A 15,671-nucleotide genomic window follows, 5' to 3' on the forward strand; every position below is an offset into this window, starting at 1 on the left:
AGTTATGAGATAAATGTCACAGTAAATTCGCTTTTGTTCATTTTCAATTTACTGGGCGAACGATATAATGGATGTATCAATTTTGGATGCGATTACCTTTTAGGAGGGTCTTACATGTCATCAACTTTCTGGATCATGATCACCGTGTTTATTATTTTTATCGTTGCGATCCTTACATCATCTTACAACGAAGACAAGACAAAAGGTCTGTAAGATCAATTCATCGTACAAACAAAGAGGCTGCCGATCCGAATGGATTGGCAGCCTCTTTTGTTAGATGAGCCTTATGCTCTATCTTTTAAATCATGCATTTGCTCTAAGCATTCTAAACAGATATGGCGTTCTTTAAAGTCACTTACTTCGCTCATTGTTCCGCAGAACACGCATTTCGGACGGTATCTTTCCAAAATAATGTGGTCACCTTGTACCAAAATCTCAACCGGATCGCCTTCATTCATTTGATAACGTTTGCGAAGCGATTTCGGAAGAACAATGCGTCCAAGTTGATCTACTTTACGTACAACTCCAGCCGGTTTCATCATCGTCTTTCAATTCCCCCTAGAACATAAACCTTAAACACATAATCGTCTTATTCGTCAAAATTTTTGCAATTCCTTCTTTTTTTGACACGTGTTTAAAAATGTTTCATAGGTTTGAATATCTAGTGAACTTTTTGACGATTTTCCTTAAAAATCTAGTGTTTCAGCGCTATTCCAAACCTGGAAAATCCACTTGACGCAGTGCTTCATACACCATAATTGCGGCAGTATTCGACAAATTCAGCGAACGCACGTTATCTGACATCGGCATACGAATCAGTGTGTCCGGATGCATATCAAGAATCTCTTTGGACAAACCTTTCGTCTCTTTACCGAATACGAAGAAATCCCCGTCGCGGAATTCAAAGTCTGAGTAACGCTTCGTCGCTTTCGTCGTTGCACAGAAGAAGCGTGCTTCAGGATACTTCTGCTTAACCTCTTCGAACGAATCGTGATACTCTAGCTTCACGGAGTGCCAATAATCAAGTCCCGCGCGCTTAAGCGTGCGATCATCTGTGTCGAATCCAAGTGGTCGAACCAAATGTAAATGAGTGCCTGTTGCTGCGCATGTGCGCGAAATGTTGCCTGTGTTAGCCGGAATTTCCGGTTCAACGAGTACAATATGAAAAGCCATGATGTATCTTCACCTCTTCCTTTCATCCTATTATAATTAGCCGTTAAAATCAAAAACTTCTACTTGAATTTTTACATCCTTTTAACAAAAATCGAATATTCACTTGATAGACGCACTGCATAATGCAGTTATAAGAACTTGTAAAGGAGTGCGTCACTCATGAACCCTAAAAAAATACTGGTTGTTGATGATGAACCTTCGATCTCCATGCTCATTGAATTCAATCTCAAGCAAGCAGGCTTTGAAGTACAATGCGTATTCGATGGGGAAGCTGTATTCGAGAAAATTCAATCCTTCCGCCCGGATCTCATCATACTTGACCTTATGTTACCCAAGATGGACGGCTTCCAAGTATGCCGCAAGCTGCGCACCCAGAACAATCTTGTTCCTATTATTATGCTCTCGGCCATGCATGAGCTAGCTGACAAGATAGCCGGACTTGACCATGGTGCAGACGATTACATGACCAAACCTTTTTCACCACAAGAACTCGTATCACGTATCCAAGCAATATTACGAAGAATGAGTGCTCTCCCTGAGCATGTAGATTCCACTTCCATTAGTCTTGGTGACATCGTCGTCTACCCGGCCCAGCGAGAAGTGAAAGTCCATGGAAATCCGGTAGAACTGACTCCCAAAGAATACGAATTGCTGCTTTTCTTATGTAAACACCGCGGTAAAGTACTCAGTCGTCAGCAATTACTCGTCGGTGTATGGGATTACCACTTCCTCGGCGACACTCGCATTGTAGACGTGCATATCTCTCATCTACGTGACAAAATCGAATCCAACACACGCACTCCTGAACATATCGTTACGATACGTAATGTCGGCTATAAGCTAACAGATCCAAGTTCACATAAACATAAAGCCTCTCTCGCATAGTGATCTCCTTCAAATACGCCGCACCAAAAACAACCCTCATCCACATTAGCGGTGAGGGTTGCTCTATATCTCAATTAGCTATTGTTCTTACGGAACTCTTCCATAAACGTTGCTAGCGCCTCGCAAGCTTCAAATGGAACCGCATTGTATGTGGAAGCACGTAGACCGCCAACACTACGGTGACCTTTGAGACCAACAAAGCCTTTTGCCTCTGACTCTTTAATGAATTTCTTCTCCAAGTCTTCATTAGCAAGTCGGAACGTAATATTCATGCGGGAGCGGCTATCTGTATTTACGCATCCTTGATAGAAGCCATCTGAGTGATCAATCGCGTTGTAGATCAAGTTGGTTTTCTCTACATTAATCTTCTCAACTGCTTCTAAACCACCTTGCTCGACAATCCATTTAAGAACTAAGTTCATCATATACACCGAATAAACCGGTGGCGTATTGTATAAAGAATTATTATCTGCGTGAATGCCATAACGCATCATTGTTGGAATGCTCTTCGGCAAATCTTTCAACATATCCTCACGTACGATCACGACTGTAACCCCTGATGGACCTAAGTTTTTCTGAGCGCCTGCATAAATCATGCCAAACATCGACACATCGACAGGACGACTAAGAATATCTGAGGACATATCTACGATTAATGGGATGTCACCAGTTGCTGGATAGCTTGCGAATTGCGCACCGCCAATTGTTTCATTCGAAGTTACGTGTACATAAGCTGCATCTGGGTGAATTTGAATTTCATCCTGAGCAGGCATACGCATGAATTGATCTGCTTCTGTACTTGCTGCTACATGTACCTCGCCGAACAATTTTGCTTCTTTAAGCGCCTTCTCCGCCCATGCGCCTGTATTCACATAGCTACCTACTTTACCAGGACGTAAGAAGTTCATTGGGATCATTGCGAATTGCGAACTTGCTCCGCCTTGTAGGAAAAGAATGTTGTAACCGTCTGGAATTTGATATAGATCCTTCAGCAATTGCTGCGTCTCATTATTAAGTGCTTCGTACTCTTTACTGCGATGTGAAATTTCCATAATGGACATGCCAATACCCTGATATTCCACTAATTGCTCTTGCGCTTTCTGAAGTACACTCAGCGGTAGTGCCGCTGGACCTGCGTTAAAATTGTATGCTCGCTTACTCATCTTTCTCCCACTCCCTTTATTTATTTTGCATAGTTTCGCTAAAGTATTAAAGCTTATAATAGCAATTTTGCAAGTTTCGTTCAAGCAATTTCTGAATGTTATAACAGTCACAGACAGGGATAAGAGACAGGTGCTACTATCGTATTAATTGTTTTTAAAAAAGGAGAGAATACATATGAATCCATCCATAGCTAATATTCTGAATAAACAAATTGCAAACTGGGGAGTTATGTACATCAAGCTCCACCACTACCACTGGTATGTGAAAGGTACTCATTTCTTTACGCTGCATGAAAAGTTTGAAGAATTATATGATGAAGCAAGTGGTCACCTGGATGAGCTAGCTGAGCGTCTTCTAGCAAGTGGTGGTCAGCCGCTATCCCGCTTGAAAGATTTCTTGCAAGTAGCAACAATCCAAGAAGCAGGTGATGAAACAACTGCCGATGGCATGGTTCGTGCCGTTATTAGCGACTTCAACATGTTGATCGAAGAGCTTAAAGAAGGCAACGCTATTGCTGAAGAAGCTGGCGATGATCTATCAGCTGACCTACTACTTTCTATCCGCACAGAGTTAGATAAGCATGTATGGATGCTGAATGCATACTTGGGATAAGGTACTGACGCTTTAAACTTATAAGTTTTCATAAAAATGGGTTGCCATCTAGTGGCAGCTCTTTTTTGGTTATGTAGACAGATTGAATATGTTATAGTAAAAGGATGTGTTACAGCTCATAACTCATAGTAAAGGGGTCTATATGAGAAAACCTAAAATTTACGAGATTGAGTGGATGCGCGCTCTAGCGTTCTTAGCTGTGGTGATGCAGCATACGATTGCACATTATACGTATGTACCTGAAGTGCGGCTCGAAGATGGCGTGATCTTTGCACTACTGCTGCTAGTATCCAAGTTCGCAGTCCCACTTTTTATATTCATATCTGGTTTACTATTATTCTATAATTATGATGCTAACATCCGATATGGCACGTTTATCCGCAAACGGTTCAAAGACATTGTACTCCCGTATTTGCCGTGGGCTGTGTTGTACGCGGTATTGTTCCACGGGCTCGATTTAACGACATTCCCAGCTTGGCAGAAACTTGGACTGCTTGTCCTAACAGGAACTGCATCTTACCACTTGTGGTACGTTGTGATGACGATGCAGCTGTATATCCTTTTCCCATTCATACAGCGCTTATCCATGCCTCTTAGAAAAGTTTCGAGTAAAGTTACATGGGGGGTAATGATTACTCTAGGTGTTCTCTACATCTTGCAAATGACGCAGAATGGATGGATTTACGAGACTGCCTATAAGCTGAACATTCCAATCCTCACAGACTTTTTCACCGAATATCTAGATCGCAATGCCTTTATGTTCTTGTTCTACTTTGTCATGGGAGCAGGTGCGGGTATGCATCTGGAAAAATGGCGTTCTTGGCTCATCAAATACCGCTGGTACATTCTAAGTATTTATGCAGCCGTTGTGATTGGAATGTTAGCCAAAGTCGTGAGCAGCTTCAAGCTAAGCCCTGAGCTTGCGATTAATTATAATGATACCTTACTGCTTCGACCATTAATGGCGGTATTCCTCATCATCTCTGTGCTTGCGATGCATGTCATCTCAATTAGCTTGAGTAAGAAGTCGAATTCAACCGTTAGCAAAATCGTCCTAACCATCGGCTCTTATTCCTATGTGGCTTACCTCGCGCATGCTTTGATGCTTAATATGGCTTATGCCATTTCCGATAGTATTTGGCCCCTAGAAGCCGTTATTGCAAGGAATATGACCACAATTGTCATCGCGACTGTCGCATCAATTGCAGTTGCATATGTGATTCGTCTTGTAGTGAAGCAAATTAAGAATTTAATGAATGCACAAAAAGATAAACCAATGTCCGCATAAATAAAATAAACAGCGCTGCGTAGTGATTTCTACGTAACGCTGTTTATTTTATATGATGAAGATTGGACTTATTGTACCATTCGATTGCGTATCGCATAGACAACCGCTTGTGTGCGATCCTGAACGCCGAATTTTTGCAAAATCCGATGCACATGCGTTTTCACTGTACTCTCACCAATATAGAGCCGCTGCGCAATCTGTTCATTACGCAGTCCGAATGCCATTTGCTGCAAGACTTCAAGTTCGCGTTCTGTAAATGAATCAAGCAGCTGCAATGGTGGATCTGATGGATCGATTGAAGCTCGTGTAGGTTGTAACGCTTGGGATATCACCTTAGCCGCGATCGCAGTTCGGTAAATGGCTTCACCCCGAAAGGCAGCTCGGATCGCATCAAGAAGTTCATTGGGTGCCACATCCTTCAGCAAATACCCTGTAGCCCCCGCACGAATACCTTGATACACATATTCTTCTGTATCGAATGTGGTGAGGATGACGATTTTACTATTCGGTAAGATCGACAAGATTTCACGTGTCGCTTCAATGCCACTTACCTCAGGCATCTGGACATCCATCAGCAGCACATCGGGATGTAACTGACTGGCTAGGTCAATCGCTTCCCGCCCATTAGCTGCCTCACCTACGACTTCCATGTCTTCTTGCGCATTAATAATGTATTTCAGTCCATGTCGAACATACGGCTGATCATCGATAATCATCGTACGAATGGGTTTAAGCGCCACCATATTTCTCTCCTTCCAAGGATCGATGTTGGAGCGGCGCGGTAACGATAACCATAAGCCCATGAGGCTGGCAAGAGTTAAGTTCCAATAATCCGCCAGCACTCTCGCATCTCGCCCGCATACTGGACAATCCAAAACCAGGAGATGGCGGATATTCTTCTGTCCATGTCCCATCGTCTATTACAATCATTGTAACCTGCTCCGTATCTTTATTTTCACGAATAGATACTTTAACCTTCGATGCATTCGCATGACGTATGGTATTCGTTAGCGCTTCTTGTAGAACACGATACATCATTTCAGATAGACCTGACTTCCACTCCGCTTCTACGCCATTTACTTCTAAAGAAATCGCGAGTCCGCTTCTTTCTCCAACCGAAGTGACCAAGCTACGCAGCGCAAGTAGACCGAGACCTTCATCGTCAATCGCCATCTGATGAACGACTGTTCGAACTTCTGTCAGACAACTCTTCGTAATCTCAAGAACATTGGATAGCGATGTTTCCGCATCTTCCTTATTAGCCTTGATCATATAAGGGAGTGCTTGAAGTTGAACGATGACCGACGTTAAATTATGTCCGATGCTATCGTGGATATCACGAGCAATTCGTGTTCTCTCATCCAATACCGCATAACGCAATGATCGAGCGGTATACTCCTCAAGTTCTCTATGCGATTGTTGCAACGCTCGATGGCTTTGCTCTAATTGGTTATGCATCTCAGACAGCTCATGATAGTGCTGTAATCGAATTTCATTGGACTCTCGACGCATTCTCGCTCCCCAACACAATCCATAAATCCCCGCATGAATCATCGTAAACATCAGAATACCATGATTATCAACCAATTGTGTGACATACCAAATTAGCCCGTCGAGTATAAGGATTGAGGTTGCCATAATGATAGATAGCATTCCCGGCAGCCGTAGTGGGATGTAAACAATCATGCAGAACAAGAGCACAATTGATGTATTAAATGACGCGGCATTTAGGTAAAGTGCCAGCGTCAAACTGATCCAGAGTAAGGAGACAGCAACAATGCGTATTCGGTAGGATTTGAGCCACAAGTCAGTCGTCCAGATCAACACCAAATAGGCGAGACAAAGTATGATCTCAATCCCAGCATGGAACAATGACGTTCGATTGATCGTCTGCCCAAGTAAGATCATCAAGATCACACTGAGTATGATCCGCCGAGAATATAATAAAAAGAACTCCTTGCACCGTGAAGACCATTTCAATTTCATTGAAGAAGGCATGGGTCTTTCCACACTTTCACCTCTTGATAAGGGTATTATTTTCTCCGCGCCCCAACTAATCGTTGGTATTTTGTGAAAATCACATAACGTCTCGCACAAACACTTCCGATTGGAATAAAGAGCAGCGCATTACTCAATGATACCAGAGCGTGTTCCTTTCCCCAATACCCTGCCCTACACGAAGTAGTAAGATTGCTATGAATACCAGCGTACCGAATAAAGTACCTTGGGATGTTATTTTACCAGTAGAAGAGTTAATGCCAACTTTTTCCATTGACCCTCTCCATACCCCAATCCCAATCCCTATCGCCAAAAATACGAGATCAAGCAGTAAGCCTAAACCCGTCAACTGAGGGGATTGCGAGATACTCGAAAAACCTAAGAACGCGAACAACGCTGGTGTAATCCACATACGCGAAGGTTGTATCTCTTTTTCCTTGCCTGTTCGTATTAATATAAGCACTAAAACAATCAAATAAATGGCTATTGTATTCATATGGCTCCTCTTTTCTTATCTCTTATCGATAGTATAAGTGTAGGAAAAGCAAGCACACATCGCGTCCATCTACAGGTTGATTTTGATTTCAGCCATTGTTACTTTTGGCCAATAGCTTATCCAATTTTTCTTGTGAATACGTTCTTTATAAATGTCCATCCGCTCTATTGTTTGTTCAAAATAAGGTGTCGGTCTAAGCACAAGGTTTAGCAGGTCTTCGATACCACAAGGTGCGGTAAGAATGACCTGATCCTGTTCATTGATGCTTAACCCCAATGCGGTAACAGTCTCTGGAAATTTGGAGATGGCATCGACTGATGAGGCATAGGGAGGGATGTTGTTTATCACATGCATTCTAGCCTCATTCTTAACCGACCACGGCACATCAGGCATTATACGTATAAGTTTCTGTTCAAATTCCTTCTCTACGGCTTCATCCAGACTCTTAGGATCATAGTAAATCACATCTACATCTTGCATCGGTGTACGCTCCTCAAAGCCATGGAGCACATCCCAAACCTTCGATCGGACAAACCCTGCACACACCCACCAATCAGGCAATTCGAGCGTTCTTGCCGCTTTCAGAATATCCATCATCCATGAATCATCCGTAATCAATTGCACGATATCTTGCTCATTATGTAATTGCATGGGAGCACCTCATTCACCATTTATAAGAACGTATATTCCTATAATATCTGAAAAATAAGTATGCTTCAATCTGGAAATGCTATCATCAAACATTTTTACTCGAGGTGATGTCATGAGACATAAATGGATTGCTATAGTGCTCTTTCTCACGCTAATGCTTCCCAGTAAAATTACGCTCAGCGCTGTTGATCCAACTGATTTGAAGCAAGTGAGTGGTCATACTGACTTTAAGCTATTCGTCCCGCATTACAACAAGCAGCATTGGAAGTTAGAAATCAAAGACCCCTCTCCCATTGATACTAGCAATCCAATCACACTCGTTAGACTGCATTACTTCGATCCTGCAGGACATGACTTGTGGTTTCGAATTGAGCAACATAGTGCTTATGACTACAACTTGAAAAAAACACAAATCTCCGTCGATATGAGTGGCACAAGAGACAACAAATTAGACGAGTATGAAGAAGAGTTTAAATTCGATGATAGTGGAGAGGCTATATCAATCAACGGAGTCATCGCACGATACACACCTGGACATAATCACTCTGCAGGTGGGCACCTGCGCTGGATTCAAGATGAGACTTATATTGATATCGACAGCAGTCGTCTATCTAAATATGACATGATCGAGCTTGCCAAGACCATGCAACCGACGAAAAACCGCTGAGCACATGCCCAGCGGTTTTTTTATGAAAGAAAGTATAAGTACTTTAAGATTAGCAACCGAAGTACAAGGAGTACTCATGCGGGTGAATACGGATATTCACTGCCTTCGCTTCGTCACGCTTGAGTTGAATGTAGTTCTCGATGAAGTCCTTGGAGAATACATCACCTTCAGTCAAGAACTCGTAGTCTGCTGCAAGTGCATCAAGTGCTTCGTCAAGAGTACCTGGAACGGAGCGAATTTCTGCTTTTTCAGCATCAGATAGATCATAGATGTTCTTATCCATTGGACCATAGCCAAGAGCAACTGGATCGATCTTGCGCTTAATACCGTCAAGGCCAGCCATTAACATTGCAGCGAAAGCAAGATATGGATTCGCAGTGGAGTCCGGTGTACGGAACTCAATGCGGCAGCCCTTCGGTGTTACTGCTGCAACTGGAATACGGATCGCTGCAGAACGGTTACCTTTGGAGAATACAAGGTTAACTGGTGCTTCGTAACCTGGAACTAAACGTTTGAACGAGTTCGTGGATGGGTTTGTAATCGCTAAGAGTGCAGGTGCGTGGTACAAGATCCCTCCCAAGTAATGCATCGCAAGTTCACTCATGCTGCCATAAGCGCCTTTTTCATAAAATAACGGCGTGTCGCCGTTGAAAATGGAGGAGTGAACATGCATGCCACTGCCATTGTCGCCAAATAGCGGTTTCGGCATGAAAGTTGCTACTTTTCCGAACTGGCGTGCAGTGTTATGGACAATATATTTATATTTCATTAAGTTATCTGCTGTTTTTGTTAAAGTGTCGAAGCGGAAGTTGATCTCGCCTTGACCTGCTGTTGCAACTTCGTGATGATGACGCTCAATACGAAGACCGCTTTCCATCATGATACGGCACATTTCAGAGCGGATGTCTTGTTGTGTGTCCACCGGTTGAACAGGCACGTAGCCACCTTTTACTGGAACCTTAGAACCTAAGTTACCGCCTTCTTCTTTACGACCCGAGTTCCAAGCACCTTCTTCGGAATCAACGGAGTAGTAAGATGTGTGCATGCTGCTCTCATATCGAACATCATCAAAGATGAAAAATTCTGACTCCGGAGCGAAATAAGCAGCCGTACCTATTCCAGCACTTTGCATATAGCCTTCCGCTTTCTGTGCGATGGAACGTGGATCACGTTCATAACGAACACCATCTGGTGTATAAATATTACACATTACTATTAATGTTGGATGTGCGGTGAAAGGATCTACATATACGGTTTCTGTATCTGGCATCATTACCATATCAGACTCTTCAATACCGCGGAAACCAGGAATGGATGAACCGTCGAAAGCAACACCGTTCACGAAAGTTTCATCGTCTACTTCAACTGCAGGCAACGAAATGTGATGTGCCTTTCCCCCAAGATCTACGAAACGAAAATCGATCCACTCAATGTTTTTCTCTTTAATTAAACTTAAAACGTCCTGCACTGACATCGTTAAGCCCTCCTATTTCCGAACATTAATTGTATAATTTCGGTCTATTGTTTGTTTTCTTCTGATAATTGTTGAAGTTATTATAAATCTAATTATTTTGAAGTGTCAATACTTATGTAAGGTATTTTCGAAATTAATGTTAGATAACCTGACATGAGAAACGAGGCAACCTTTTTCATAACAAAAAAGTCGGGTTCCCTCTAGACGAGAAAACCCAACTCACTTGTACTTACATCATTTTAAAAAAAAGCTTATCATTACGCCATAACGGGCTGTTTCGGTGTATCAAATTTCTTACCACATATCGGTGCTAACTTCTCTAGATCAACAAGCAGATTTGCAAATTGATCTGGGAATAACGATTGTACGCCATCTCCAGTCATCGAATTATCTGGATCTGTATGCATTTCAATAATTAAACCATTCGCACCCGCAGCAACAGATGCCTTCGCCATTGGTTCAACAAGCTCACGACGACCAGTTCCATGACTTGGATCGGAGATAACTGGCAAGTGGCTTAAGGACTGCAATACAGGAATAGCAGCTAAGTCCAGTGTGTTACGCGTGTATGTCTCGAAAGTTCGGATTCCGCGTTCACAGAGCATCACGTTCGGATTACCGCCAGCTAAGATGTATTCTGCCGCATTCAAGAACTCATCGTAAGTTGCACTAAAACCACGCTTTAATAAGACAGGGGTCTGAATGGTACCCAGCTTACGCAGCAAGTCAAAGTTCTGCATGTTACGAGTTCCAACTTGAAGGATATCTGCATGCTCCGCACAAATGTCTACGTATTCGGGTGTCATGACTTCTGTAATCGTAAGTAGTCCATGCTTGCGCCCAGCTTCAGCCATCATCTCTAAGCCCTCAACACCCACGCCTTGGAAGCTGTACGGGCCTGTTCTTGGCTTGAACGCACCACCACGCAGCACTTGACCACCAGCGGCTTTCACCAGACGTGCAATCTCATCAATCTGCTCCGGTGTTTCAACGGCACATGGACCGCCCATTACAACGAGGTTCTCACTACCGATTTCCACACCCTTGATCCGAATAATCGTATCTGCTGGATGAAACTCTCTAGATGCCATTTTGTACGATTTCGAAATCTTCACTACCTGTTCCACACCTTTCATCTGTCGCAATTGATCCGCAAGCTTAGAACCCACTTGTCCGATAATACCAATTACCGTACGTCCTTCTCCACGGGACACATGCGCCTCTGCGCCTTGCTTTTCAATAAATTGCACCAATTCTTGTACTCTATTATCTCCAATTGTGTTCGATGTAATGACGATCATATTTTCCCGCTCCTCTAACGTTTATTATCACTTTCGTGCTTTTATGCTTTCTGGCTTTTATGCTTTTATCTATTAAAGTAAATATAACGACTCTTTGCTTAATCGTCAATACTCTTTTTTATGAAAAAAAGAACCCTTACGGGTCCTTCTCTCAATCTATTATCGGATTTGCTAGCTCAGCCTTGCGCAGTCGCCGTTTTTCTTTCCTACGATTCGCTGTAGTCTTGAGCATATACATCACTGGAAAATAAAAGATAATGCCTAAGATCAGACCATCTGCCATACCACCCACGATTAATTCTAGTGAAAACCGAATAAAGCCCGCTAAGAACGAAGGAAGATGATCGACTAAATAAAATTTAAATGACGTCGGGACGAGCCAAGCACCCACTATTTTGTTCAAAAAGGACATTGGAATGTAGATTACTTTACCGAATACGAATCCGATCAGTGCCCCAACGAGTGATCCTCTAAGCATATATATTAATGGGAAAATGAGAAAAAAAGCGAGTCCTAGCGTCGGTAGAGTAAACATTTCAACAGCAAGTCCAATCGAAAAGCCGATAGCCACATAAGCAGGCCCATTCTTCGCCCGCTGCAACTGCAGCCATTTGTATTTAAACCAACGCTTCGTAGTTGCCCACGTAATATTGCGCTTCTTCGTCATTAACTGCTTGGGCAGCATGGGCTTCCTCTTCCTTCAGTGTAAATTAGATTCCAGCTTGTTTCTGTTTAGGTGTTGGAATTAATCGATCCATATTCACCGTACGTACAATCGGCCAAGTCGTCTCGTCCCTCGGATCGAACTTCTCCAAGTACGTAATCACTTCTTTCGTAATCGGAGTAGGTGTTGAAGCGCCTGAAGTCACCGCGACATTACGAATGTTCATCAGCCACTTCGTATCAATCTCCGAAATATCGGCAATTCGGTATGACTTCACGCCTGCGATTTCTTCAGAAACTTGAGCAAGTCGGTTCGAATTGTTGCTCTTCGGGTCTCCGACTACGATCACAAGATCCGCTTCTTTCGCCTGTTCGGAAACCGCTTCTTGACGAATTTGCGTTGCAAGGCAAATCTCATTATGCACTTCAGCATGCGGGAAACGCTCGAGCAACTTGCTCATAATATGCTTAATGTCCCATTGGCTCATCGTCGTCTGATTCGTAATGAGAATCCGTTCTGCTTGAAGGTTAATCACGTCTACTTCTTCTGGCTTTTCGATCAAGTGAACGTGCTCAGGAGCAATACCGACTGCACCTTCCGGCTCTGGATGACCTTTTTTGCCAATATAGATGACTTTATAACCTTCACTCGTTTTCTCACGAATAAGATCATGTGTCTTCGTTACATCCGGGCATGTCGCATCAACGATTGTAAGCCCCTTCTCTCGAGCACGCTTACGAACTTCTGGAGACACACCATGCGCTGTGAATATAACCGTCCCTTTTTCTACTTGTTCTAGAATCTCAAGACGATTCTCACCATCTAGCGTAATCACTTCTTCTTTTTCAAAAAAATTCGTAACATGCGCGTTATGCACGATCATGCCTAATATATATATGGGCCGCGGTAAATCTAAATTCTTCGCTGTTTGCATGGCAAGCGCCATCGCATCAACAACGCCGTAGCAGTAACCCCGCGGGGAAATTTTGACCACATCCATGGTTGTACACTCCTCTTCCATTCACCTATCTAGAATCATTACATCTTTATTATATCCTATTGCTCAATGACGGGAAAGGAAAGTGGAAGCCATACGATAAAAGTACTGCCTTCATTCTTGCGTGTCATCACTTCAACGGAGCCATGATGTTCATCAATAATCCATTTCGCAATGGATAGTCCAAGTCCAGTACCTGTTGTAATGCCACGCGACACATCCGCACGATAGAAACGATCGAAGATACGCGGCACTTCTTCCTTGTCCATGCCCATCCCCGTATCCACGATGCAAATACCAATCTGATGCTCATGACGCTGGATTTCAAAGCTCACGACACCTTCTTCTGTGTATTTGAATGCATTTTCGATGAAAATGAACATAAGCTGCTGCAGGTAATCGCGATTACCCTTCACATAGATACCTTCTGCATCTTCGATGCTGTAATGCCATTCAGCCGTTCGTGGCAGCATCTGAGCACGTCTAACTACTTCCTCTAAGAGCGGTTTAAGCTCAAGATGCTTCATCTCCATAATTACACCAGCATCTGCGCGTGCGAGTGCAAGCAAGTCATTCACAAGTCGGCTCATCCGCTGTGCTTCCCCTGCAATATCTTGCATCGCTTCAATGGACATATCGAGCCGATCTTCATCGCGAAGACCATCATTCTTCGTCTCACCCTGCATATTCTTCCACATTTTTTCCAATAAATCCACGTTTCCACGAATTGTTGTCAGTGGTGTACGCAATTCATGGGATGCATCCGATACGAATTGGCGCTGTGCGAGGTAGGCTTCATCAAGTTCCGAATACATCGTATTTAGACGCCCCAACATCCCATTGATCGTCTCGACCAAGCGTCCAATTTCATCAGGGGGACCTGCATAGGGAATACGCTTATTCAGATCATTACCTGTGCCAATCGCGTTCGTGGTTTTGATGATCTGATCAATTGGTTTAAGCGCTTTGCGAGATAGGAACATGCCAAGGCTTGCAGCAATTACGATACATAGCCCACCGAGTGTAAACAATATTTTCTTAAAAGCAACGAAGAAACTTTCAAAAGGAGTAATCTCCATCGCAGTTTGAAGAACTGCAGCTGGGCGACCTCTCTCATCTTGCAACGTTACAGTTAGTGGCATATAGTAAACGAGCAAGACATTATTGCCCATCGTAACTTTTTTACTAAATGGTTCGTCTTCCTCTTTAATTCGCTTTATATCATCATCCGTAATCGGTAATGGATTATTTCTCAGATTGGCAGAAAGGCTGTAAGATTTCGCTCTAAAATTGTATACCTGAAAAAAATATAAGCTTTCACGGATGGTTTTTGTGTCTTTAAGCTCAATTTCTGCTTCCATTTTTTGAAAATTATAATTGGTTATCAGGTGTCGATTCATTTGCGCTGTCGTTTCTGCTAAACCTCTCTCCAAGCTATCCATCAGAAAAAAATTCAAGAACATATAAAGCCCCATACCAAATATAAGCATCGTTACTGCCAAGATGCTGGAATACCATAATGTTAGACGCAGACGCAAGGACATGCCTAATGCTCCCCTCTAAGGACGTAACCTGCTCCTCGCACGGTTTGGATCAAGCGCTTATGACCGTATTCTTCGGTCTTCTGGCGTAGTAACGCAATATACACCTCAAGTACATTGGATTCCCCGCTGTAATCGTATCCCCAGATCTTCTCCATAATGACATCACGGGAGAGTACCCGCTTCGGATTTTGTATGAATAAGTGAAGCAGATCGAACTCCTTCGCTGTCAGTTCAACCAATTGCGTTTCTCGGAATACTTCACGCGTATCCACATCAAGTGTCATGTCATCATAACTGAGCTGCTGCGTTGAATTCTCCACTTGCTCAACACGTCTACGCAATAGCACACGAACACGTGCAAGTAACTCTTCAAGTGCAAACGGCTTGACCAAGTAATCATCAGCCCCCGTATCCAGACCCTTCACGCGATCACTAATATCGTCCTTCGCAGTCAACATTAGAATCGGCAGATTACTGCCACTCTCGCGCACACGACGACATACTTCAAGTCCATCTACACTCGGCATCATGACATCGAGAATGAGTAGACTCGGCTCTTCGGTCATCATCGCCTTTAAGCCTTCCATGCCATTATTAGCTGTTGCTACAACATACCCTTCGAATGCTAATGCCCGACGAAGCATGGCTGTAATTTTAGTATCATCATCTACGACTAGAATCTTCTCTCTCAAACGAAACACCGCCTTATTATCGGTAAGTATTACTTTTCATTCCTTCATCAATTGTAACATTATTA

The 15,671-nt window shown here is 43.1% G+C and carries 17 protein-coding genes; 4 read left to right on the top strand and 13 right to left on the bottom strand.

The annotated features are described in order from the left end of the window. Window positions 1-284 precede the first annotated feature (284 nt). Window positions 285-539 carry an AbrB/MazE/SpoVT family DNA-binding domain-containing protein gene (locus tag NV379_RS19410; protein WP_258209130.1) on the bottom strand — a complete coding sequence of 85 codons (255 nt, stop codon included), beginning with the start codon at window positions 537-539 and terminating at the stop codon, window positions 285-287. 169 nt (window positions 540-708) lie between these two features. After that, a complete protein-coding gene (trmL, locus tag NV379_RS19415) occupies window positions 709-1,173 on the bottom strand; it encodes a tRNA (uridine(34)/cytosine(34)/5-carboxymethylaminomethyluridine(34)-2'-O)-methyltransferase TrmL (RefSeq protein WP_258208990.1) in 465 nt (154 codons plus the stop codon). Window positions 1,174-1,332: 159 nt separating this feature from the next. On the opposite strand from trmL, the gene NV379_RS19420 reads away from it, so the two are divergent. Then, window positions 1,333-2,058, top strand: a complete 726-nt coding sequence (locus tag NV379_RS19420; RefSeq protein WP_258208991.1) for a response regulator transcription factor — start codon at window positions 1,333-1,335, stop codon at window positions 2,056-2,058. A gap of 74 nt (window positions 2,059-2,132) precedes the next feature. Here the strand turns inward: NV379_RS19420 and serC are convergent, their stop codons facing one another. Beyond that, window positions 2,133-3,221: a 3-phosphoserine/phosphohydroxythreonine transaminase gene (serC, locus tag NV379_RS19425; RefSeq protein WP_258208992.1), complete on the bottom strand. Its 1,089-nt coding sequence runs from the start codon at window positions 3,219-3,221 to the stop codon at window positions 2,133-2,135. 175 nt (window positions 3,222-3,396) lie between these two features. Between serC and NV379_RS19430 the strand changes: the two genes are divergently transcribed. Next, window positions 3,397-3,834, top strand: a complete 438-nt coding sequence (locus NV379_RS19430) for a Dps family protein (RefSeq protein ID WP_258208993.1) — start codon at window positions 3,397-3,399, stop codon at window positions 3,832-3,834. A 142-nt stretch (window positions 3,835-3,976) separates the two neighbouring features. Continuing rightward, the gene (locus NV379_RS19435) at window positions 3,977-5,122 is read left to right on the top strand and encodes an acyltransferase (RefSeq protein WP_258208994.1); all 1,146 of its coding nucleotides are present in this window, start codon (window positions 3,977-3,979) and stop codon (window positions 5,120-5,122) included. A 68-nt stretch (window positions 5,123-5,190) separates the two neighbouring features. Here NV379_RS19435 and NV379_RS19440 read toward each other — a convergent pair whose 3' ends face one another. The 4 genes from NV379_RS19440 to NV379_RS19455 all read right to left on the bottom strand — a co-directional run bounded on the left by NV379_RS19440 (window position 5,191) and on the right by NV379_RS19455 (window position 8,267). Further along, window positions 5,191-5,838, bottom strand: coding sequence for a response regulator (locus NV379_RS19440; RefSeq protein WP_373426138.1), 648 nt, complete (start codon window positions 5,836-5,838; stop codon window positions 5,191-5,193). A 13-nt stretch (window positions 5,839-5,851) separates the two neighbouring features. Then, entirely contained in the window at window positions 5,852-7,108 is a 1,257-nt protein-coding gene (locus NV379_RS19445) for a sensor histidine kinase (protein WP_258208996.1), read from the bottom strand. A 145-nt stretch (window positions 7,109-7,253) separates the two neighbouring features. Beyond that, window positions 7,254-7,616, bottom strand: coding sequence for a CcdC protein domain-containing protein (locus NV379_RS19450; RefSeq protein ID WP_258208997.1), 363 nt, complete (start codon window positions 7,614-7,616; stop codon window positions 7,254-7,256). Window positions 7,617-7,685: 69 nt separating this feature from the next. Beyond that, entirely contained in the window at window positions 7,686-8,267 is a 582-nt protein-coding gene (locus tag NV379_RS19455; protein WP_258208998.1) for a nucleotidyltransferase family protein, read from the bottom strand. A 154-nt stretch (window positions 8,268-8,421) separates the two neighbouring features. Between NV379_RS19455 and NV379_RS19460 the strand changes: the two genes are divergently transcribed. After that, window positions 8,422-8,934, top strand: a complete 513-nt coding sequence (locus NV379_RS19460) for a hypothetical protein (protein ID WP_258208999.1) — start codon at window positions 8,422-8,424, stop codon at window positions 8,932-8,934. 49 nt (window positions 8,935-8,983) lie between these two features. Here NV379_RS19460 and glnA read toward each other — a convergent pair whose 3' ends face one another. The 6 genes from glnA to NV379_RS19490 all read right to left on the bottom strand — a co-directional run bounded on the left by glnA (window position 8,984) and on the right by NV379_RS19490 (window position 15,606). Beyond that, on the bottom strand, window positions 8,984-10,408 hold the full coding sequence (gene glnA, locus NV379_RS19465) for a type I glutamate--ammonia ligase (protein WP_258209000.1): 1,425 nt from the start codon (window positions 10,406-10,408) through the stop codon (window positions 8,984-8,986). A 257-nt stretch (window positions 10,409-10,665) separates the two neighbouring features. Further along, entirely contained in the window at window positions 10,666-11,709 is a 1,044-nt protein-coding gene (gene aroF, locus NV379_RS19470) for a 3-deoxy-7-phosphoheptulonate synthase (protein ID WP_258209001.1), read from the bottom strand. Between the two features lie 151 nt (window positions 11,710-11,860). After that, window positions 11,861-12,394, bottom strand: a complete 534-nt coding sequence (locus NV379_RS19475) for a DUF2062 domain-containing protein (protein ID WP_258209002.1) — start codon at window positions 12,392-12,394, stop codon at window positions 11,861-11,863. 25 nt (window positions 12,395-12,419) lie between these two features. Further along, entirely contained in the window at window positions 12,420-13,373 is a 954-nt protein-coding gene (locus tag NV379_RS19480; protein ID WP_258209003.1) for a 4-hydroxy-3-methylbut-2-enyl diphosphate reductase, read from the bottom strand. Between the two features lie 56 nt (window positions 13,374-13,429). Beyond that, window positions 13,430-14,914 (bottom strand): sensor histidine kinase, encoded by a 1,485-nt coding sequence (locus NV379_RS19485; protein WP_258209004.1) that lies wholly within the window; start codon window positions 14,912-14,914, stop codon window positions 13,430-13,432. 2 nt (window positions 14,915-14,916) lie between these two features. Further along, window positions 14,917-15,606 carry a response regulator transcription factor gene (locus NV379_RS19490; RefSeq protein ID WP_258209131.1) on the bottom strand — a complete coding sequence of 230 codons (690 nt, stop codon included), beginning with the start codon at window positions 15,604-15,606 and terminating at the stop codon, window positions 14,917-14,919. Window positions 15,607-15,671: the final 65 nt, after the last annotated feature.

Source organism: Paenibacillus radicibacter, from assembly GCF_024721995.1.
In the GTDB taxonomy this organism is placed as follows: Bacteria; Bacillota; Bacilli; order Paenibacillales; family NBRC-103111; genus Paenibacillus_AM; species Paenibacillus_AM radicibacter.